At 35.2% G+C, this 19601-nt stretch carries 23 protein-coding genes; 14 read left to right on the top strand and 9 right to left on the bottom strand.

What is annotated here, in order from left to right; genetic code table 11:
- Window positions 1-50: 50 nt before the first annotated feature.
- Window positions 51-524 (bottom strand): ankyrin repeat domain-containing protein, encoded by a 474-nt coding sequence (locus WC622_RS08805; protein WP_372819258.1) that lies wholly within the window; start codon window positions 522-524, stop codon window positions 51-53.
- A gap of 150 nt (window positions 525-674) precedes the next feature.
- On the bottom strand, window positions 675-1658 hold the full coding sequence (locus WC622_RS08800; protein ID WP_372819256.1) for a Gfo/Idh/MocA family protein: 984 nt from the start codon (window positions 1656-1658) through the stop codon (window positions 675-677).
- A 130-nt stretch (window positions 1659-1788) separates the two neighbouring features.
- Between WC622_RS08800 and WC622_RS08795 the strand changes: the two genes are divergently transcribed.
- Window positions 1789-2073 carry a hypothetical protein gene (locus WC622_RS08795; RefSeq protein WP_372819255.1) on the top strand — a complete coding sequence of 95 codons (285 nt, stop codon included), beginning with the start codon at window positions 1789-1791 and terminating at the stop codon, window positions 2071-2073.
- Between the two features lie 7 nt (window positions 2074-2080).
- Here WC622_RS08795 and WC622_RS08790 read toward each other — a convergent pair whose 3' ends face one another.
- On the bottom strand, window positions 2081-2356 hold the full coding sequence (locus WC622_RS08790) for a hypothetical protein (RefSeq protein WP_372819253.1): 276 nt from the start codon (window positions 2354-2356) through the stop codon (window positions 2081-2083).
- Window positions 2357-2363: 7 nt separating this feature from the next.
- Window positions 2364-2564: a hypothetical protein gene (locus tag WC622_RS08785; protein ID WP_372819251.1), complete on the bottom strand. Its 201-nt coding sequence runs from the start codon at window positions 2562-2564 to the stop codon at window positions 2364-2366.
- Window positions 2565-2779: 215 nt separating this feature from the next.
- On the opposite strand from WC622_RS08785, the gene WC622_RS08780 reads away from it, so the two are divergent.
- Both WC622_RS08780 and WC622_RS08775 read left to right on the top strand, forming a co-directional pair.
- The gene (locus tag WC622_RS08780) at window positions 2780-3295 is read left to right on the top strand and encodes a response regulator (protein ID WP_372819249.1); all 516 of its coding nucleotides are present in this window, start codon (window positions 2780-2782) and stop codon (window positions 3293-3295) included.
- Window positions 3296-3380: 85 nt separating this feature from the next.
- Entirely contained in the window at window positions 3381-3575 is a 195-nt protein-coding gene (locus WC622_RS08775; RefSeq protein ID WP_372819247.1) for a YtxH domain-containing protein, read from the top strand.
- 58 nt (window positions 3576-3633) lie between these two features.
- Here WC622_RS08775 and WC622_RS08770 read toward each other — a convergent pair whose 3' ends face one another.
- A complete protein-coding gene (locus WC622_RS08770; protein WP_372819245.1) occupies window positions 3634-5823 on the bottom strand; it encodes a hypothetical protein in 2190 nt (729 codons plus the stop codon).
- A gap of 103 nt (window positions 5824-5926) precedes the next feature.
- On the opposite strand from WC622_RS08770, the gene WC622_RS08765 reads away from it, so the two are divergent.
- The 7 genes from WC622_RS08765 to xth all read left to right on the top strand — a co-directional run bounded on the left by WC622_RS08765 (window position 5927) and on the right by xth (window position 12640).
- A complete protein-coding gene (locus tag WC622_RS08765; protein WP_372819243.1) occupies window positions 5927-6982 on the top strand; it encodes a glycoside hydrolase family 130 protein in 1056 nt (351 codons plus the stop codon).
- Window positions 6983-6992: 10 nt separating this feature from the next.
- Window positions 6993-7601 carry a hypothetical protein gene (locus tag WC622_RS08760; RefSeq protein WP_372819241.1) on the top strand — a complete coding sequence of 203 codons (609 nt, stop codon included), beginning with the start codon at window positions 6993-6995 and terminating at the stop codon, window positions 7599-7601.
- Between the two features lie 92 nt (window positions 7602-7693).
- Window positions 7694-10456 carry a DNA ligase D gene (gene ligD, locus WC622_RS08755; RefSeq protein WP_372819239.1) on the top strand — a complete coding sequence of 921 codons (2763 nt, stop codon included), beginning with the start codon at window positions 7694-7696 and terminating at the stop codon, window positions 10454-10456.
- Between the two features lie 14 nt (window positions 10457-10470).
- Window positions 10471-10731, top strand: a complete 261-nt coding sequence (locus WC622_RS08750) for a DUF3606 domain-containing protein (RefSeq protein WP_372819237.1) — start codon at window positions 10471-10473, stop codon at window positions 10729-10731.
- 2 nt (window positions 10732-10733) lie between these two features.
- Window positions 10734-11510 carry a DNA-formamidopyrimidine glycosylase family protein gene (locus WC622_RS08745; protein ID WP_372819235.1) on the top strand — a complete coding sequence of 259 codons (777 nt, stop codon included), beginning with the start codon at window positions 10734-10736 and terminating at the stop codon, window positions 11508-11510.
- A gap of 76 nt (window positions 11511-11586) precedes the next feature.
- Window positions 11587-11772 carry a DUF3606 domain-containing protein gene (locus WC622_RS08740; RefSeq protein WP_372819233.1) on the top strand — a complete coding sequence of 62 codons (186 nt, stop codon included), beginning with the start codon at window positions 11587-11589 and terminating at the stop codon, window positions 11770-11772.
- A gap of 97 nt (window positions 11773-11869) precedes the next feature.
- Entirely contained in the window at window positions 11870-12640 is a 771-nt protein-coding gene (gene xth / locus WC622_RS08735) for an exodeoxyribonuclease III (protein ID WP_372819231.1), read from the top strand.
- Between the two features lie 20 nt (window positions 12641-12660).
- Here xth and WC622_RS08730 read toward each other — a convergent pair whose 3' ends face one another.
- Window positions 12661-13314 (bottom strand): DUF4142 domain-containing protein, encoded by a 654-nt coding sequence (locus tag WC622_RS08730; protein ID WP_372819229.1) that lies wholly within the window; start codon window positions 13312-13314, stop codon window positions 12661-12663.
- A 36-nt stretch (window positions 13315-13350) separates the two neighbouring features.
- Window positions 13351-13629, bottom strand: a complete 279-nt coding sequence (locus tag WC622_RS08725; protein WP_372819227.1) for a hypothetical protein — start codon at window positions 13627-13629, stop codon at window positions 13351-13353.
- A gap of 148 nt (window positions 13630-13777) precedes the next feature.
- Here WC622_RS08725 and WC622_RS08720 point away from each other — a divergent pair, with 148 nt between their 5' ends.
- Window positions 13778-14041, top strand: a complete 264-nt coding sequence (locus WC622_RS08720; RefSeq protein ID WP_372819225.1) for a SemiSWEET family sugar transporter — start codon at window positions 13778-13780, stop codon at window positions 14039-14041.
- A gap of 69 nt (window positions 14042-14110) precedes the next feature.
- Here the strand turns inward: WC622_RS08720 and WC622_RS08715 are convergent, their stop codons facing one another.
- Both WC622_RS08715 and WC622_RS08710 read right to left on the bottom strand, forming a co-directional pair.
- Entirely contained in the window at window positions 14111-14647 is a 537-nt protein-coding gene (locus WC622_RS08715) for a ferritin-like domain-containing protein (RefSeq protein ID WP_372819223.1), read from the bottom strand.
- Between the two features lie 88 nt (window positions 14648-14735).
- On the bottom strand, window positions 14736-15407 hold the full coding sequence (locus WC622_RS08710) for a DUF6766 family protein (RefSeq protein WP_372819221.1): 672 nt from the start codon (window positions 15405-15407) through the stop codon (window positions 14736-14738).
- 202 nt (window positions 15408-15609) lie between these two features.
- On the opposite strand from WC622_RS08710, the gene WC622_RS08705 reads away from it, so the two are divergent.
- From WC622_RS08705 to WC622_RS08695, 3 genes are all read left to right on the top strand, one after another.
- Window positions 15610-17571 (top strand): PAS domain S-box protein, encoded by a 1962-nt coding sequence (locus WC622_RS08705; RefSeq protein ID WP_372819219.1) that lies wholly within the window; start codon window positions 15610-15612, stop codon window positions 17569-17571.
- Window positions 17572-17621: 50 nt separating this feature from the next.
- Window positions 17622-17993 carry a response regulator transcription factor gene (locus tag WC622_RS08700; RefSeq protein WP_372819217.1) on the top strand — a complete coding sequence of 124 codons (372 nt, stop codon included), beginning with the start codon at window positions 17622-17624 and terminating at the stop codon, window positions 17991-17993.
- A gap of 151 nt (window positions 17994-18144) precedes the next feature.
- A complete protein-coding gene (locus WC622_RS08695; protein WP_372819215.1) occupies window positions 18145-19506 on the top strand; it encodes a sensor histidine kinase in 1362 nt (453 codons plus the stop codon).
- Window positions 19507-19601 lie beyond the last annotated feature (95 nt).

Genomic DNA, 19601 nt, shown 5'->3' with positions numbered 1-19601 from the left:
CCGAATTATATAAAAAGACCTCAATAATTGAGGTCTTTTTTTGTTAGGCTTTATGCTGTTAGCAGATCAATCGCTTCTTGATTTCCTTGCTGCGCAGCCAGATCAGCAGCTCTAAGTCCCCTTGTATCACAAATAGATGTATCAGCACCATGAAGTAGTAAAAGTCTTACCAAATCATTTCTGCCAAACATGGCGGCAAACATCAGTGCTGTACCACCGTTTCCATGTTGTAAGTTTAAGTCAGCACCGTTTTCTATCAGCAGCTCTGCGATATCAGCGTATCCCTTAAAAGCTGCGCCCATCAGTGCAGTATTGCCACCAAGGTCAGCAGCATTAACATCAGCGCCGTTTTTAATTAATAATCTTGCGGCATCAATCTGGTGATTATAACAAGCTATAATTAACGGAGTATAACCCTTTGGATCATGTACGTTTAAGTCGGCATTGCCCTTAATAAGTTCATTAAGAACATCTAGGTCGCCAATTCTAGAGGCATGTATTAATAGTTCTGGTTCTAGTTCCATAGTTTGATTAGGTCTTTATACTAAAATAACAAAGCAACAGCAATATGGTTTGTAATCTTGATCAGTGAATAACTTAATTACCGAACTCTAACTACTAACTGCAACCTTTTAAATAACAAGCGCACTAGAAAAGATTAATAATCACAAGTATCAAAAGGTAAATTTATTCCCTGTAAGCTCATCTATAATCTGCATAGTCTTAATTCCTTCTTCAGCAGCACAAGGATTCGTGTCAATTTCATTAGTAAAATACCCAACGACAGCTGCAATCATGGGTTCCTGCACATGTTTCGAATGTATAAAAGGAAAATCAGTAACCTTTCCATCTTTATTCAGGGTAATCTTATTTCCATGAAAAGCAAACCGAATACTACCTCTAGAACCAACAATCTCGCACAAATCTTCTTGCATTGGAGCATCAAAGCACCAAGTACCAGTAACAGGTAACGTCCCATAAGTTAGCAATGCTGAAACAATATTATCAGCTTTACTACATTGAGATTGATTAGCAGAAAAACCATTCACACTCGTCGGGCTTCCAAAAAACCAATTAAGCAGGTCGATATGATGAGGCGCTAAATCATGGAAAAGACCACCACCAGAAATCTCAGGATCTACACGCCAATTTTCTTCAGAACTAGCAACAACAGTTGAAAATGCAGGTTGATAAAATCTAATACTTACAAAACGAAGATCACCAATTTCAGTAATCAGTTCTTTAACCTTACTAAAATAAGGCATGGCTCTTCTATAATGTGCAACTGTAAGTTTTATACCATACTCTTCAGCAGTTGCCGCCATACGCTTACAACTCTGTGCAGAAAGTGCCATTGGCTTTTCTACATAAACAGGTTTCCCAGCTTTAAGCGCTTCAATAGTATACAATTCATGAGTAGAAGGAGGAGTGGCAATATAAATAGCATTTACCTCGGGATCATTAATTAAATCATGTGCCGATGAATACCAAACAGGAACACCATGCCGCATGGCATAATCTGCCGCCTTTTCTGCATTTCGTCGCATAATAGCGTAAAGTCTAGAATTTGGAATGTTATTAAAAGCAGGACCACTTTTTACTTCAGTAACATCGCCACAGCCAATAATACCCCAGTTTAACGTTTGTTTAGTGTTCATAATCAAATGTATCTATTCTGCTTAGTTTAGAAAATAGTTAGTTAAAAAACAGTTAATAAATGCTTTCCTATACGAATGAATGAAACAAATTAGTGAACTAACTGTTACTAAAAGATAATAATTAACCGTTATGAACAACGATAAGAAAATAGAAATACCAGTTACAATTAAAGAAAGTAACATCAAGGGAGAAAAAATCATTTTCGATATTCTAATTAAACAAAAGTTATCTCATGTTATTATCATTAAAGATGGACAACAGTACCATATTAACTTAGACGGTGAAGATTTAGGAAGTTTTAACAAGGATGCCAATGGAAAGATACAGCGCTTTGAGCAACCAAAAGGTGCACATTTGGATGATGAAAATTATGTTAAACCAATTGAAGAAAAACTAAAAGAGCTAAACAAATAAACAGTTACTAGTGCTTAATTAACCGGCTAAATTTTTTTTGCTCAAAAAATCCGTAAGGGTAAAGTTGCTCAATACGATCGGCCATAGCATGTATTAGTGGCTCCTTTAAATTTCCGTAGTTCTTACATAAATGCAAAATATGATGACGGTCTGGAGTAAAGCTAGCAACCAACTTTTCATCTTTATATACATTAAGCTTACAGTGTAATTCATCAGCATGTGGGTATTCCCCAATCTGGAAATCATATGTTTTTTTATCGAAAGTAACAGTAATATGATGCATAGTAAGATTACTTAATCTTCTTTTTCTTAGCAGTTTCTTGCTTATTATTTTTCATCACTTCCCTTGCTCGCTTAAGACCAGTAGCAATAGCAATTCCTTCATCTCCAGATTCCTCCAATATTGCATTAGCAATTTCTACAGCTTTCTCTCTTAATGGAATGGGAAGGTTTTTATAAGATGGTGGATAATCTCCTTTTGGCCAAGGCATATGCTTAATTTTTAGTTTCTTAGATAACAATTGTATATGGAAAATGGTTTTTAAGAGAAGCTGTCAATTTTTCTTTCCTCTGCATTTTTTGCAGGTTTAAAATGAAATTTTTTCAGATTATATGTGCCTAGATCTATGGTTTGGCACTTTGGTATAGAGGTTGTTAAATGGTTACTGAGAATTTTTAATGATGTATCTTTTTAAAACGAAAACCTATGTCAATTCAAAATCTTAATCACAATTTTTCATGGACTGCTGATGAACCTGCAGCCCTTTTCCTAAAAATCTTGGCAATAGAACCTGACCCTTCACTTGGAGAAATATTGTGCGATATGTTTGCTGAAGCAGGTTATGAATGCAAGGTTGTGCAGAGTTGTAACGATATCATTCCTTTAATGGAAAACTTTCACCCAGATCTTGTATTGATAGAATATTATCTTCCTACTGTAAATGGAGGAGAACTATGTAGCCAAGTCAAAGGAGATAACCGTTTTTCGGGTATTCCAGTAATCTTATACTCTGCTTATCCACAAATTTTATGGTCTATAAAAGATTACGGTTGTGATGAATTTATAGCGAAACCGTTTAATCTGGACGAATTGTTAGTTACCGCAGAAAGATTAATAGTTAAGGGTAAAGAAAAAAGAAGATTTTCATTTTTGGCCAATACGCTGAAGAATAGACTTAGTTATATGGGGAAGTTCCTTGGTGTGAAAGGATTATCAGCTTGATTAATAATTTTTATTATTTAAATTTTTTACGAAACTTTTCCGCACTGCGGTTGTTTTTTAGATATAACTTTTAAAAAAACTAACTATGGGATTTATCAAAGGAGCACTGTTTGGCATCGCTGTATATGCGGCAGTGCAGCACATAACTAAAAAGGACATACTTACTGGAAGATCATTATTAGATGATTGGATGGATAAAGCGCCTGAATATGTAGATAAAGTGAAGGTTTATGCTTCACAAGTAAGCGAAGAATTTATCGAGCCAGAAATGAGAATATAAAAATAGTACACATCTACCTTTAGACCAATCAGCTTTGATTGGTCTTTTTTATTGCACATTACCAATTAATCTCCAACTGCTGATTTCCATTTACCGAAAACTCTAAATGTCCTTCTCTTGTTTTTTTAGATGATAATTTGTTGCCATCAGCTAATTTTAGCTCGAATTTTCTTTTGCTTACATCATTTGGAATAATACGTAAACGGCATTGTATCCTTTCATCACCTGCCAATTGTAAGATCAACGAAGTAGAGCTTGTTTTCCGTTTAAACGGAATTGGATAATCTGCATACAACTTAAATTTTTCATCTATATTGTGATAATGTCTTGGTAGAATTCCAAAAGCATTACCAGCGCCATAAACTTCTTGACCAACCTCACCAGATTTCTCCCAACCATCATGTAGATCTTCCAGAGCAACCCATAATTTGTTATCAACCTCACCAACTTTAACATTGTCTGATAACATGTCGTTAGGTAGCAATGGTGGGTAATAATAGGAAGCTCTACTTATCATATAACGAATGTATTCGCTTGCCAGTAACCGTATTGATGGGAGAATGTCAACATCTTTAGCATGTTGTAAATAGTCATGCAGTGCACAAAAAACTTCCTGTTCTTCATAAACTGCTGTATAAGGCGCATCAGATAAAGGGAAGAGAGCAAAAAAAGTGGGATAATTCTTGCCATACCCATAATTGCAATCCCAAAGTTGTACATTCTGAAATACATTTGCTAAACATAGATTAGATAGATTTAGATAATCCTCGTTTTTGGTAAGCTTATATAAGCGGAGCAAAGCTCCAGCCGAAAATGTGGTATTATTAGCCTGATAAAAGAGATTAAATCCCTTTCCTTTTAAGCTCTTTGCTGCCAGTTCTGCTTCTTTAAGGTATTTTTTTTCATTAGTAAGTTCATAAGCTTGAATCATAACATGAGCATAAAGTCCACCAACATCATGTTGCCCACCTTCTCCAGGTTTGGTTTCTGCCTTAATTACTTCCAAAGTATCCATTTTATAAAAAACTGGCCAGTTGTATTTAAAATGTTTAGCAACTTTTGTAGCGTAAGGCAATGAATTTAAGAATAGTTCCTTTGCTTTGTTATCCCCCTTTAGCGCTAAACGCGATAAGTTAAGTAGGGGATGATGCAAATACCAAGAGTCCATAACCATGGGTTTTTTCTGCTCTTCTTCTCCCTTTAGCTTATCTTCCGCTGCGGGTAGCCAGCGTACAATAGTTTTTAGCTTTTTATCCCAGAACTCTGGAAGACCATTTTTGATTTTATCAATAACAGGTAATGATTTGCCACTCCATTCTGTGTAGTCTAATAGAGGTAACAGTACAGCTAACTGTACCATAATTTCTGGTGGAGTATCGTAATCTGAGATATAAGCATTAAAATACTGGTTGTCCTCTACTTGACACCAACATCCAGGCGCATCAATTAAATCATGTAGTCCTTTATTCAATATGTCTGGCCAGTTAACATACTTAGTATTTGGTTTTGGGATTTCTAAGTAAACAGCGGCAAGTAAATTTAAGTATTGAGTAGTAAGTTTGTTTTCATCTTTTGTGGTGTTTGCATCAAATGCAATTAGCGCATCACTAATTGTATAAGTTGTACCTGCTTTTAACGAATCGTCTTTGGTTACAGGTAAAGAAAATCCAAGCTCTGGCCATACTCCACCTACCGTTTCTCCAGCTGAGGTTTTGGTCTGTTGGTTATAATCAGCAAGAGAGGTTAAGTTTTGGAAATATAATAAACTGCCAGTATTAGGTTCATCTAAACTGAAATGAAGAATTCCAGACCTTGTTCCTACTTGTTTTACATGGACGGTTCCTTTATTCTTTTGGGTATGTGCATTCTCACATAAAATGATATCCTTTGGCCAAAATGGAATATGCAAATTAGTTTTAGGGGTAATTGCCGTATTATATTTTAAGATTGGGAATTCGCTGTCAATAATCTCTATTTTAACTTTACATGCTCCCATAGTGGATTCTAGTGAGATCGTAATCCCATTATCAGTAATATTTTTTCTTTTAATCACAAGTCTATGATCTGGCGAATAAATTGGTCTGAAAGCGATACTGCCATTTTTCCATTTACAATAGATGTAAACCGCATCGCTAGAACTAAGGACGGTAAACTTATAATCGCCAATCGTTTTCTCAAATACAGTTGGCATTTCATCATTAACAAGGGAAGTAGCTGCGGCTATTTGCCATGGTGAGATTCCATTCATTTCCAAAAAAAGTTAGCTGTAAAAACGATATATAAACACGCACTTTTTTGGTTTGTTTTTAAAATATTTAGAACTATTCGTTTCTCTTGGTGTTTTTTTAGTCATGAAAGATTTAGCCAAACGATTTCCCGATAATCCAATTTTATTGCCAAAAGATATTGCACCGAGCGATAAAGGACTTCAGGTTATTTGTTTGCTTAATCCAGGCGTTTTTCGTTTTAAAGGAAAGATATGGCTGTTAGTTAGAGTAGCTGAGAGCATTGCGCAAAAAGAAGGCTTTATCTTTTTCCCAGTAATGAACGAAATGGGAAAATTAGAAATTATCGAAGTGCCGTTGAATGATCCAGATCTTGTAGGTAGTGATGCTAGAGTAAGAAATTACAAGGGATTAGATTATCTGACCACGGTTTCCCATTTGCGCTTATTGTCAAGTAGTGATGGGATTTCTTTTACAGAAGAGCCAGAATATGCAGGGTTATTTGGAATGGGTGAGCTAGAACGTTTTGGGATCGAAGATTGTCGAGTAGTAGAAATAAAAGATGTTTATTACCTTACCTATACTGCCGTTTCGGATTCTGGAGTTGGTGTTGGACTTCGAACCACAACTGATTGGAAATCTTTTTCTACACCTGTAATGATGCTACCACCACACAATAAAGATTGTGCAATCTTCGAACGCAATATTAATGGGAAATTTTATGCATTACACAGGCCTAGTTCAAAAGAGATTGGAGGCAATTTTATTTGGTTATGCGATTCGACAGATGGCTTCCGATGGGGAAATCACAAATGTATAATTAAAACCCGATCAGGAATGTGGGACAGTGCTAGGGTAGGTGCAGGTGCCTCTCCAATTTGGACTGAGCAGGGATGGTTGGAAATTTATCATGGAGCTGACGCAGAGCATAGATACTGCCTTGGCGCTTTTTTAATGGATCTTAATAATCCATCAATTTTACTAGGCCGAACTGTGGAGCCAATTATGATGCCTACAGAAAGCTATGAACTTTCTGGTTTCTTTGGTCATGTGGTCTTTACAAATGGTCACGTAGTGGATGGTGATAAATTAACAATCTATTATGGCGCAGCAGATGAATTTGTGTGCGGCGCTGAATTTTCGATTGCTGAAATATTGAATAAGACTTTGAAAGATAGTTAACTATATAAAGATGAATGAGCAGATATTAGTACCCGAGCAACTGCAAGGTAGTGAAATGGATGTTAGAGGTGAAACGAGAGTGTCAGATATTGGACAAGCGACAGTATTCTACCAATTAGTAAAATTAAGACTGTTTGAAGTGAATAGTTGGGATAGGATATGCGGTACTTCTGCAACAACATTTCAATTAACTCTAGCCGATGGTTCACCTTCGTTTAGATTGGAAGTTGGCAACTTAATCAGGATAGATATACCTGGTCCTGGTACCTCTGCTGGCGATGGATATGATTGGGTGAGAATTGAACAGGTTGAAAAAAATGCAGAAAACGAGTTAGAGGAATGGACTGGGTTCACTGTTAGACCTTGTCCAAACCCATTTCATCCTGAGCTTGGTGTGGCGCACTTCTTTTCAGATACAGCTACATCTACCTTTATTGTAGGCAGAAGTGGGCAAACGGTATGGGCAGAAATGCATGGGCGTAATGAGGTGCCAAACGGAAATACAGAGAAAATTTTTGATGGATTACGCAATGCGATGGTAGGTTGGACGGCAAAAGTTGGACTTTCTTATCCGCAATGGAAATTATTAGTAGATGGATTGGTTAAAAAAGATGATTAATTGTTGGAGGACACTAAAAGGTTAGCTAACTTTTCATTCTTCGAAACTTTTTTACTTACATTACTGTTTTCTTCCTAGCAAAAGCGATAGCCATGGGACTTGACAAATACAACCAAAAACGGGACTTTTCTAAAACTGCTGAACCAAAGGCAGGTAGGAGTAAAGACCCCGATAAACTTATGTTTGTGATTCAGAAGCACGATGCCTCTCGGTTACATTATGATTTTCGTTTAGAAATGGATGGTGTGCTGAAAAGCTGGGCAGTTCCCAAAGGGCCAACTTTAGATCCAAAAGTAAAGCGCTTGGCAATGATGGTAGAAGATCATCCATTTGACTATAGAAATTTTGAAGGAATTATCCCACAAGGTGAATATGGAGGTGGAACTGTGATTGTTTGGGATCAAGGTTGGTATGAAACTATTGATCCAATAAAAGGAAAAAAAGCTCAAGAAAAGTACCTATTGTCAGAACTCAAAAAAGGTTCTGTGAAAATGCGATTGCATGGTGAGAAGCTCAATGGCGAATTTGCCTTGGTGCGAACACATGGTATGGGAGAAAATTCGTGGTTATTGATTAAACATGATGATGATTTTTCGACTAAAAAGGACATCTTAAAGCAAGATAAATCCATACTTTCTGATAAAACAATTGAGGAAATGGAGAAATCTAGTGATAAGGTTTGGCACAGTAATAAAGAAGAGAAAATTGAGGCAAAGCAACCCGTTAAAAAAAAAGCTAAGTCGAAATCTAAAAAACAAAATGAATTGGGTGTAGAAGACGCAGAAGTTTCTGAAGATTCAGTAAAGATTGATACAGCTAAGATTTTAAAATCAGCACCAAAATCTGCAATATTAAAAAACATAAAACCAATGCTCGCAACGCTGGTTGATGCCCCTTTCGACGATCCAAACTGGCAATACGAAGTTAAATGGGATGGATATAGAGCATTAGCTTTTATTAATAAGGGAAAAGTGGAACTGCTTTCACGCAACAACAAATCTTTTAACGACAAATTCTATCCAATCCATAAAATTCTTTCCTCTTGGAAGATAAATGCAGTATTTGATGGAGAAATTCTGGTGCTAAACGATAAAGGGATTTCAAATTTCGGATCTCTACAAAACTGGAGGAGTGAAGCAGATGGAGAATTGGTGTTTTATGTTTTTGATATACTTTGGTATGAAGGTAAAAATTTAACAGGATTGACTCTTGTAGAAAGGCAGGCAATTTTAAATGAAACACTACCAACAGATGATGATAGAATACGAATTTCGAAAGTGTTTGATGCGAATGGAACGGATTTCTTTGCAGCAGCAGAAAGAATGGGATTAGAAGGGATTATGGCCAAGCTTAAATCTTCTACTTATGTGCTTTCTAATCGCTCTAAAGATTGGTTAAAGATTAAAGTTTCAAGAAGGCAAGAAGTGATTATTGCTGGCTTTACCCGTAATGAAGATACCTCTAAACTTTTTAGTTCGTTGATTTTGGCAGTTTGGGAGAACAATACCCTCACTTATGTGGGTAAAGTTGGAACTGGATTCTCAGATTCTGACCAGAAAAAAATGATGGAGACATTTAAACCATTCCTAACAGATAAAAGTCCGTTTACTGTTGTTCCAAATATTAATAAACTTTCTCGTTTTCAACATAAACAATCAAACGCTAAAGCAACTTGGATGAAACCTGAATTAGTATGTGAAGTGGCTTATACCGAGGTAACCGATGAGGGAATATTTCGCCATCCTGCTTTCAAAGGAATGCGGATGGATAAAAATGCGAAAGATGTAGTGCGTGAAACAGCTGCACATACAGAAGACGTTGTACAAGAAGTTAAAACAGATATTAAAGATGAATCAAATAAAGTAGAAGCTTTGCCAAATAAACATGCTGCTGCAATCCGCCCACCAAAAGTTACCATTCCTAAAACCTTATTAAATCCAAAAGATGAAACTCAAGTACGCAAAGTGAATGGGAAGGAGCTAAAGTTTACCCATTTAAGTAAAGTCTATTGGCCAGAAGATGGAGTAACAAAGCGTGAAATGTTCAATTATTACTATCAGGTTGCTGAATTTATCCTGCCGTATTTGAAAGATAGACCACAATCCTTAAATCGGTTTCCAGGTGGAATTCATGGACAAAGTTTTTATCAAAAGGATGTTAAAGGTAAAGCACCCGACTGGGCAAAAACCTTTCCATATTCAACAAGCGATGGAGAAGATAAAGAATATTTGGTTGGTGATGATGTGGCAACGCTTTTATGGATGGCTTCTTTGGGTTGTATTGAAATTAATCCTTGGTTTTCGCGAGTACAGTCGCCAGATAATCCAGACTATTGCGTAATAGACCTCGATCCTGATAAGCATCATTTTGATAAAGTAATTGAAGCGGCATTAACCGTAAAACAAGTATTAGATTCGATAGATGTCCCTAGCTATCCTAAAACTTCTGGCTCAACTGGAATTCATATTTATATCCCAATGGGTGCAAAATATACCTACGACCAAACTCAGCTTTTTGCAAGGATAATTGTTGGTATTGTGAATGAAAAACTACCAGATTTTACTTCTTTAGAGCGAATGGTTTCTGCTAGAAAGGGAAAAATGTATTTGGATTTTTTACAAAATAGACCTGGAGCAACCATCGCTGGGCCATATTCACTTCGACCAAAAGTCGGGGCTACAGTTTCTATGCCTTTAGAATGGGATGAAGTAAAACCAGGATTAAAAATGAAAGATTTTACCATTTTTAATGCCATTGAGCGACTGAAGAAAAAAGGGGACATATTTAAAGGTGTATTGGGCAAGGGGATTGATTTAGAAAAGGCGATTAAAAAAGCAAAAGAAATTTATCCATAATTAAATAATAAACTATGGAAACAAATAAAGATAATTTAGGAGGAGAGAATATCCCAGATCCAGAAGAAATAAGACAACGTTATCCAATTGAAGATGATAGCGATACGCTTGAACCGTTTATAGATGAAAATGAATGTCGAGAAATTAATACCAGCGATCCAGAAGATGTTGCTTACTGGGCACAGGAGTTCCAGATTAGTATCGAAGATTTGAAGTCGGCAATTGTGATCAATGGAAATTCTATAAAGGAAATCAAGAAATATTTGAGTGTATAGTTATGGCAGAGTTACCAGATTTAGAAGTGTTTGCTGAGATATTATCTCGCAGGTTTAAGGGTAAGACATTGGAGTTGCTAGAAGTTAAAGAGACAAAGAAATTAAAGATTACAATTAAAGAATTGAAATCAACCTTAGAAGGCAAAAAACTAACATCGGTTAGCAGATACGGTAAGACTTTACATTTTCATTTTGGCGATGATCAAGTTCTGCAGATCCATCTCATGCTAAGGGGGGAGCTGGTACTTTTAAATAAAGAGAATACACCTCCAAAGTTCGAGATAATGGTATTCCATTTTTCAGGAGATGAAGGATTTGCGGTGGTAGATATCTTGAAGCAGGCTACGCCAACTTTAAACCCTGATCCTGCTGAAGCACCAGACGCATTGGAAATGGAACTTGATTATTTTATTGCTGTATTTTCTAAATCTAAGAAAAAGGTAAAAGAAGTAATGATGGATCAACATAAAATGAGGGGTATTGGTAATTCTTATGCAGATGAGATTTTGTGGCATGCTAGGATTTCCCCAATTTCATTGTCAAATGCTATTCCGGAGAAACAAATTAAAAAACTCTTTAATTCTGTAGGTACAGTATTAAAGAAAGCAATAGAAGAGCTTAAGAAGGAAAATGGTGATGAGCTTCGGGGTGAACTTCGAGATTTTATGAAAGTTCATGGTGCTAATATTAAGAAATCGCCAAATGGAGCAGTCATAAAATCAGAAAAGATTAGTGGAAGAAGTAGTTATTATACTGATGAACAGGAAGTTTACCTTTAACAAAACAAAAAAACAGCTTAGATGTTATTTCGAGAATAATCAAACTATATCATTTATCTATAAAAACACAAATATTATGGCAAAGCAAGGACCTTCAGACCGTAAAAAAGTAAATTCATCGCAAGATTATGAACTTTCTCATGTAGCGACAAAAATGGGTGTAAGTGTACAGCAAGTAGTTGGCGCAAAACGTGCAACTGGCTCTAATGATCGCACGGTTATTGAAAAATACATCTCTGATAAGGGACAAAAGAATAAGTAAATAATAATCAATTGCTAGGATGTTCTGGCAATCTATTAAGATTGGACTTTCCGCTTAGAAAGTCCAATTTTTATTTCACAACCCTTAAAATATTCTCTTGAAAATTGCAACCTATAATGTTAATGGTATCAACGGCAGGTTGACTGTTTTGCTGCGTTGGCTGAAAGAAGCAAATCCAGATGTAGTGTGTTTACAGGAATTGAAGTGCCCCGACAAATTATTTCCAGAGGCTGCTCTTTTAAAAGCTGGATATTATTCGATCTGGTATGGACAGAAAAGTTGGAATGGTGTAGCAATACTCGCAAAGGAAGAAATTAAAGAAACGAAAAGAAATCTTGATGGAGACCTATCTGATATACATAGTCGGTATATTGAAGGTTTTGTGTATGGAATGGTGATTGGTTGTTTATATCTTCCAAATGGTAATCCAGCTCCAGGACCAAAGTTCGATTATAAACTTTCATGGTTCAAACGATTACACAAACACGCTAAAAAATTATTGTCGTTTAATCTCCCAGTTTTACTAATTGGAGATTATAATGTGATTCCTTCTGAGCTTGATACCTATAAACCTGAGAAGTATGTAACCAATGCTCTTTTCTTTCCAGAATCACGGTTAGCCTATCAAAAATTGCTCAAACTAGGTTGGACTGATGCAGTAAGATATCTACATCCAAATGAAAGGATTTATACCTTTTATGATTATTTAAGGAATGCCTATAATCGAGATGCAGGGCTTCGATTAGATCATTTTTTGTTAAATGATTATGTTCTACCAAGGTTGATTTCTGCACAAGTTGATAAAGAAGTTCGTGGATGGGAAAAGTCTAGCGACCATTGCCCAGTGTGGATTGAACTTACTTCATAATCATCACCATTAATTAAAAATTACTGATTTTTCGCCGCATTATTTTTTCTTTTATCACTGATCTTCAAAGGGTCATCACCTTGATTTGCTTTTGCTTTTAAAATAGCATCACGAATGCTTACAGTCATATCATAATGATGTTTTAAAATCGGTAATGTTTTAGTAGCAAAAGTAGAAATAGATTCAATTGGCATAGTTGAACCTATATTAAAGAGATTTATGGCATCATTGTGTTCACTAACCATGAGATTAATGTAAAATTCATTCTGTGCTTCATCGTTAAGACTTTCTAGCTGTTTTAATATTTTAAGTTTTGCTTCAGGTAAAACTGTAGGAAGAACAAAATTCTCCTTTTTAGCAATAGCTTTCAATTCCTCATTTGCTTTCATATGATCATCTTTAATCATTTTAGCATGAGCAAGTACTGCTGCATTATTTTTAGTATTTACCAATATTCTCGAACTTGCTTCAACTTCCATCATACCTCCAATAGCAGCATTTGTAAAAAATGTAGTTTTATCTTCCTGCTTCATTTTTTTATCGCTCTTTTTAATAATATTAGTATCGTTTGAAGTAACTGGTTCAGCACTTGCTTCATCATGTTTTTGTTCAGCATTTCGACATGCAAATAAGAATGAACTCAGAGCTAATAAAAATAAGGTTCTAGTTTTCATGGTATGATATTCAAATTAATAATTCAGTTAATATGGCTAATAAATAACGTTTTCAATTTCAGCTGCAATTTGATTAATCTTCGGTAAATTCAATTCAAATTTTAATTGCTCATGACCTCCGTTTTTGTATTCAAATAATGGTAACGCACCTGGTTCTATTTCTTCTTCTTCCAACAATTCCCATTCACCCTCCGTCTCTCTTATCGCTCCAATAATTCCACCAAAATAAATAAGTTTGAAATAGTCTTTTTCAGGTAGGACGGTGAGTGTAACTTCTTCGTCGTTATGTTGAATATGTATGTTAAATGGTTCCATAATTTAACAACCAATTAGCGGTAAAAATTGTTTAGGTTTTTTTCTTCTAGTATAAAATTTCATAACTAAAACTTTGTTTGTTAAATAGTGTTTGTGAAAAGAATGGAGCCTATAACAGTTATTATTTAAACATTTAAATTAAAAAAGTATGGATGTAAAAACCATTATTGGATTTAGCGCTGGAATACTAACTGCTATTTCCTCTGTTCCCCAAATTGTGAAGATATTAAAAGAGAAAAAAGCACAAGCAGTTTCACCTTTAATGTTCTTTGTGTTGTTAGCTGGAAATTTATTGTGGTGTTGGTATGGTGTATTATTGAATGAATTACCAATTATTTTAACCAATGCATTCTCTGCTGTATGCGATATTTTTATGATTGTATTAAATTATAAATATTCCAAAAAGTCATAAAGATGTACTTTACCTTACACAAAAAAGCCACGGAGATTTTCCGTGGCTTTTTTCTTATTATTCTAGATTTTATTCAGTTGCCGCTTGCTCATTTACAAATCCTTCTGCTATAGTCGTTAATGCAACATCTGTAGCTTTTTCGTTTTCTAAGGTTTGTGATAATAAATCTACCACATCTGTATGACCCATATTTTCTGCAAAAACACGAAGCGTTCCGTAGGTGGCAATTTCATAATGTTCTACCTTTTGTGCTGCAAGAATTAATCCCGCATCGCGAATCATAGTTCCTGAATCTGTATCTTCTATAATTCCATTAGCTTCTTCAAGAAGACCGGCCATGGCATCACATTTTTTAGCAACGGCTTTTTCTCCCAAAAGCTCAAATACCTGTTCTAGCGTAGTAATGTGTTGCTCTGTTTCAGCGGTATGTTTTTCAAAAGCTGCTGCTAGATCTGGACTAGTAGACGCTTTTTTCATTTTTGGAAGAGCCTTTGCTAAATGTTTTTCTGCCCAATAAATATCTTTTAATTCATCGATAAAGAATTCATGAAATTCTGAATCTTCCATTTTTCCGGTCTTGCCGGTCGGTTTTTTTGTAGTTGCCATATTTGTTCTTTTTTAGGTATGTTATTTTATTAATGTACTTTATTAACAGGGTTTGATAAAAAAATGTTTTAACAAATTTTGATTCTTATTATTTACCCGTTTCCATGTTTGGAGCATCCACTGGCTTTGATTCTGGAGACCCTTTTTGACGCAGATATATAGTCAAAAACACAATCGAGGCAACTGAAAGAAATTCGCTTTGCCAATTCTGAAAAGTTTCAAACCAAAATTCACTTTGTCCTAAGTAGCTGTACATAGTATCCATCGGCAAGTGTTTTGCTGCTTGTTCTGCGTTATGAGATTTCAAACTACCGTATAAATGCATCGCCCAACTAAAAAGAAAAAGCACAGCAAAACAAATTGAAAGCGACATGCTGTACAATTTGAGAATCCATCCACCCTTTCTCACTGGCCAAGGAGCATCTTTAGTTGGCTTAGGCTCGCGGTCAACTTCTTCTTCTTCATCAATTTTCTTAGATTCTGCAGAACCTTTTTGTCGCAGACCAACGGTTAGTATTACATAGAGTGACATTTGAAGGAATTCGGATTCGAAATTCTCAAAAGTGGCTGAAATAAAGTGACCACTAAAAAGATATGTTTTAAAGGAGAGTTGATCCGCTCCGAGTTCTAACATCTCTGTATTATTTTGATGCCAACCAGTAAAAGCTTGACCAGCAAGAGTAATTAGGAATAATGCAGTAAATACGATAGTCAAAGAGTTTCTATAAAAATACGAGTGACTAGTTGTTTGTTTTTTCATAGTAGGAGTTTAAATGATTGGTTTAATGATGCTCAGCCTAACAAACTATATTCTTTTTGGTTTTCTTTTTATCAAATTGTTAAGTGGTAATATCGTAGCTTAACTTTTGATACTCCCTCGATTAAAATCTTCAATTATTTTTTTACATTTGATTTTAAGGGTTTTTATCCTTCTGCTCACATTTTACTTATGTAAACTAATTATGCTTTTTGAACAGCTTGTTAAAGAGTCGCCTCTTGCAATGTATACATGTGATGCAAGTGGAAGAGTTAATTTTTTTAATGCAGCAGCAGCAGCACTTTGGGGAAGAGAACCTGAACTTTTAAAAGAGTATTGGTGTGGTTCATGGAAAATCTTTTATCCAGACGGTAGACCAATGGAATTGGATAATTGTCCTATGTCTCTTACGCTGAAACAAGGTAAACCACATGTAGGAGAAGAGATTGTTATTCAAAAGCCAGATGGTGCATTCCGGTCACTATTAGTTTATCCATTGCCTCTTTTTAATGAAAAGAAAGTACTATTAGGAGCTTACAATACACTAGTAGATATAACTGATAAAAAATCAAACGATGAGAAGCATGAAATCTTATCAGCTATTGTAGAATCCTCAGATGATGCAATACTGAGCAAGGGGCTGGACGGGGTTATTAGAAGCTGGAATGCTGGAGCGCAAAAAATATTCGGGTATACTGAAGAGGAAATGCTTGGCAAACACATTAGTGTAATCATTCCCCCTCGCTTAATTAGTGAAGAGGAAGTCATCATTTCCAATATACGTGCAGGTAAAAAAATCGATCATTTTCATACCGTTAGAATGCACAAGGATGGACATGAGATTGAAATTTCTCTAACCGTATCCCCAATCAAGGATGCCTTCGGGAATATTATGGGTGCTTCTAAAGTGGCTAGAGATATTTCTGAGATTAAAAAAGCAGAACGACAAGCGTACCAATTTGCAAAAAGACAAACACTATTGAATTCGATAGGTACGGCCATTTCAGAGAAGTTAGATGTTCAGGAAATTTTGCAAAAAGTAACCGATGCAACTACCGAAATTACAGGGGCTGCATTTGGAGCATTCTTTTATAATACTTTTGATGAAAGTGGTGAGTCTTTTATGCTTTTCACACTTTCTGGTGCTCCAAGAGAAGCTTTTGAAAAATTTGGCATGCCACGTAATACGGCTATCTTCGATCCCACTTTTTCTGGGCAAGGTATTGTAAGGCTAGATGATGTAACCAAAGATCCTAGATATGGTAAAAATGCCCCACATTACGGTATGCCAGCTGGTCACCTTGCTGTAGTGAGCTATCTGGCCGTTCCAGTTATTTCTACTTCTGGTGATGTTATTGGCGGATTATTTTTTGGTCACCCAGAGGCAGGTGTTTTTAAAGCTGAGCACGAAGAAATATTAGCGAGTGTAGCTTCTCAAGCTGCCGTTGCACTTGATAATTCCAAATTATTCGAAGAAGTAATGGCTCTATCTGAAAAAAAGGATGAGTTTATTGCCTTGGCGAGTCACGAACTTAAAACCCCACTTACTTCTTTAAAGGGCTATTTGCAAATGTTACAAAAAGAAAAAGAAAGTAAAATGGCTGAATTTTTTGTAGAAAAGTCTTTAAAACAATTAGATAGACTTGGAGCATTGATAGGTGATCTACTAGATGTTTCTAAAGTTGAGGCTGGTCAACTTCAATTCAATTTTGAGCTTTTTGATCTTCATAAAACGCTAAAGGATATTTTGGAAACTTTTCATTATAACAGTTCTTCGCACCTAATTTCCTTCTCAGGACTAGAAGAAAAGTTAATTGTTTGGGGAGATCAGCAACGACTAGAGCAAGTAATTATTAACTTATTAAACAATGCAATTAAATATTCACCAAATGCACAAGAGGTATTTGTTGAACTTCAAAGGAAAGAAGATCAAGCAATAATAACAGTGCGTGATAAAGGTATCGGCTTAACCATGCAGCAACAAAAGGGGATCTTTAAACGGTTTTTTAGAGCGGAAGGGGTTGCACATATTGCAGGACTAGGTCTGGGCCTTTATATTAGTAAAGAGATTATAGATAGACATGCAGGCTCTTTTATAGTGAAAAGCGAGATAGGAGTAGGATCTGAATTTGGTTTTAGCATTCCCATAAAAAATGTTGAGGCATAAAACAATTCCACAAACCTGGTGTTCGTTCTTCTAACCAAGTATAACTTAGAATGGATAAAAAATTAATTTACCTTGTAGAGGACGATAGTGATATTAGTGAAATGATAGTTTTACTACTCACCGAATCCAATCTTGCGGTAAATACGAGTGCAAATCTTTCAGATTTTCGTAGACTAATTGCAAATGGACGACCAGATCTAATCTTAATGGATATTATGCTGCCAGACGGAAATGGTATGGATGAGTGCAAAGAATTGAAAGAATCTAATGATTTAAAAGATATACCGCTATTATTGATGTCTGCTCATGCGCAAAGCAAGTTGGTAATACAAGAATGCCCTGCCGATGGTTTTATTCCAAAACCCTTTGATATTTACGATTTTATGGCCAAAGTTAACAACCAGCTTTCCAAAACTTCATAAGTTTTACTAAATATTGTGTTTCTATTTTTTTTGCTGCCCACTTCAGAGATCAATTACCTGAAATATTCATTTAATCATTTACATATTTTAGGTAATATTGCAAACCTACATATATAACTATACATTAGGTCCAAGCATCCTTCAAAACTACATGTCGAAATTAATTGATTTCAATTCTAATAAATCTAAAAATAGGGATACAAATTTTTGGACAAAGCTTATCGGTAATCCTACTCAATTTTCTTTAGAGAGTAGGATATTTCATTCTATTAGTATTGGTCTAATTACGATCCCAATTATTTACGTACCATACAATTTATTTGCAGGATTATACATAGCATCAATCTCTGCTTTTTTAATTGGGCTCTTTTTCTTTTATCAGTATTATTACTCTAGGTTTCAAGGCAAACCACATAGTAATACTCTTTTTGGGCTAATGGGATTATTAGTTTTTGGAGTAAATTACTTTACAAATTCTGGTATTAATGGTTCTACAGATTTAATTTGGCCTGCATATTTATTGGTTTTACTTGCTATATCTCCTTATAAACAGCACTTAAAATGGTTAATTATTTATGTGCTGTGTTTTTTAGCTTTACATACGGTTGAATACTATTATCCCTACTTAATTAAGTATCCATTTACTGCTGGCACTGGTCAATTTATTGATCGAATTACTGTTTTTCCATTACCGGTATTCGTTGTTTACATTATTATTAGATTTATTAGGCAAAGTTACGATGTGGAGCGTAAAGTAGCCGAAGAGAAAACAATAGCCGTTGAAATTAGCAATGAGCAGATTTTACAACAGAAAAGTGAATTGGAAAAACAAAATATAGAGAAAGATAAATTAATGTCTATCATATCTCATGATGTGAGAACACCCTTAATGAATATTCAAAGCTATCTTTTTTTATTGAATGAAAACATGTTAAGTGCAGAAGAGCGAATTACTTTAGAAAAATCATTAGAGAGCACTACCAATCATACAATTGCTATGCTTTCCAATTTATTGAGTTGGTCTAAATCACAATTGGAAGGTCCTTTTGTACAACTAGCGGCGATAAATGTTCATGATGCTCTTGAAAACACAATAGAAATGGAGAAAGTTCAGGCACTAAAAAAAGATATTAAATTAATTGATGGTATTCCTTCACAATTAATGGTAATGGCAGATGTAGATATGTTGCAGCTAGTAGTGCGTAATCTCATCAGCAATGCGATAAAATTCACGTCAAACGGTGGATTGATCAATATTAATGCTGAAATCATAAACAGAGAATGTAAAATTATAATTAGTGATAATGGAAAAGGAATTTCTCCAATTGATCAGGAAGACATTTTTTCAATCAAAGCTGCACCCACATATGGCACTAATAATGAAAAGGGGGTTGGTCTTGGGTTAGTTTTGTGTAAAGAGTTTATAGAACGACTTGGCGGTAGAATTGATTTTGAAAGTAAACTAAATGAAGGTTCCAGATTTTTCATATTCTTACCATTAGCTACAGTATAATTAGTATAATGCTTTAATCTCCAATTGGTTAATACTCGCGAAGCAAAAATAATTAATACTTAAGGGGTGGATAATAAACAACATAGTTGTACAAT

The organism is Pedobacter sp. (assembly GCF_041662865.1).
Classification (GTDB): domain Bacteria; phylum Bacteroidota; class Bacteroidia; order Sphingobacteriales; family Sphingobacteriaceae; genus Pedobacter.
The sequence above is the reverse complement of the archived record's forward strand: the minus strand, read 5'-3'. Positions and strand labels throughout refer to the sequence as shown.

Coding starts and splice junctions, on each gene's coding strand:
- WC622_RS08805 (WP_372819258.1), bottom strand. CDS start 524: ATGGAACTAGAACCAGAACTATTAATACATGCCTCTAGAATTGGCGAC.
- WC622_RS08800 (WP_372819256.1), bottom strand. CDS start 1,658: ATGAACACTAAACAAACGTTAAACTGGGGTATTATTGGCTGTGGCGAT.
- WC622_RS08795 (WP_372819255.1), top strand. CDS start 1,789: ATGAACAACGATAAGAAAATAGAAATACCAGTTACAATTAAAGAAAGT.
- WC622_RS08790 (WP_372819253.1), bottom strand. CDS start 2,356: ATGCATCATATTACTGTTACTTTCGATAAAAAAACATATGATTTCCAG.
- WC622_RS08785 (WP_372819251.1), bottom strand. CDS start 2,564: ATGCCTTGGCCAAAAGGAGATTATCCACCATCTTATAAAAACCTTCCC.
- WC622_RS08780 (WP_372819249.1), top strand. CDS start 2,780: ATGTCAATTCAAAATCTTAATCACAATTTTTCATGGACTGCTGATGAA.
- WC622_RS08775 (WP_372819247.1), top strand. CDS start 3,381: ATGGGATTTATCAAAGGAGCACTGTTTGGCATCGCTGTATATGCGGCA.
- WC622_RS08770 (WP_372819245.1), bottom strand. CDS start 5,823: ATGAATGGAATCTCACCATGGCAAATAGCCGCAGCTACTTCCCTTGTT.
- WC622_RS08765 (WP_372819243.1), top strand. CDS start 5,927: ATGAAAGATTTAGCCAAACGATTTCCCGATAATCCAATTTTATTGCCA.
- WC622_RS08760 (WP_372819241.1), top strand. CDS start 6,993: ATGAATGAGCAGATATTAGTACCCGAGCAACTGCAAGGTAGTGAAATG.
- ligD (WP_372819239.1), top strand. CDS start 7,694: ATGGGACTTGACAAATACAACCAAAAACGGGACTTTTCTAAAACTGCT.
- WC622_RS08750 (WP_372819237.1), top strand. CDS start 10,471: ATGGAAACAAATAAAGATAATTTAGGAGGAGAGAATATCCCAGATCCA.
- WC622_RS08745 (WP_372819235.1), top strand. CDS start 10,734: ATGGCAGAGTTACCAGATTTAGAAGTGTTTGCTGAGATATTATCTCGC.
- WC622_RS08740 (WP_372819233.1), top strand. CDS start 11,587: ATGGCAAAGCAAGGACCTTCAGACCGTAAAAAAGTAAATTCATCGCAA.
- WC622_RS08730 (WP_372819229.1), bottom strand. CDS start 13,314: ATGAAAACTAGAACCTTATTTTTATTAGCTCTGAGTTCATTCTTATTT.
- WC622_RS08725 (WP_372819227.1), bottom strand. CDS start 13,629: ATGGAACCATTTAACATACATATTCAACATAACGACGAAGAAGTTACA.
- WC622_RS08720 (WP_372819225.1), top strand. CDS start 13,778: ATGGATGTAAAAACCATTATTGGATTTAGCGCTGGAATACTAACTGCT.
- WC622_RS08715 (WP_372819223.1), bottom strand. CDS start 14,647: ATGGCAACTACAAAAAAACCGACCGGCAAGACCGGAAAAATGGAAGAT.
- WC622_RS08710 (WP_372819221.1), bottom strand. CDS start 15,407: ATGAAAAAACAAACAACTAGTCACTCGTATTTTTATAGAAACTCTTTG.
- WC622_RS08705 (WP_372819219.1), top strand. CDS start 15,610: ATGCTTTTTGAACAGCTTGTTAAAGAGTCGCCTCTTGCAATGTATACA.
- WC622_RS08700 (WP_372819217.1), top strand. CDS start 17,622: ATGGATAAAAAATTAATTTACCTTGTAGAGGACGATAGTGATATTAGT.
- WC622_RS08695 (WP_372819215.1), top strand. CDS start 18,145: ATGTCGAAATTAATTGATTTCAATTCTAATAAATCTAAAAATAGGGAT.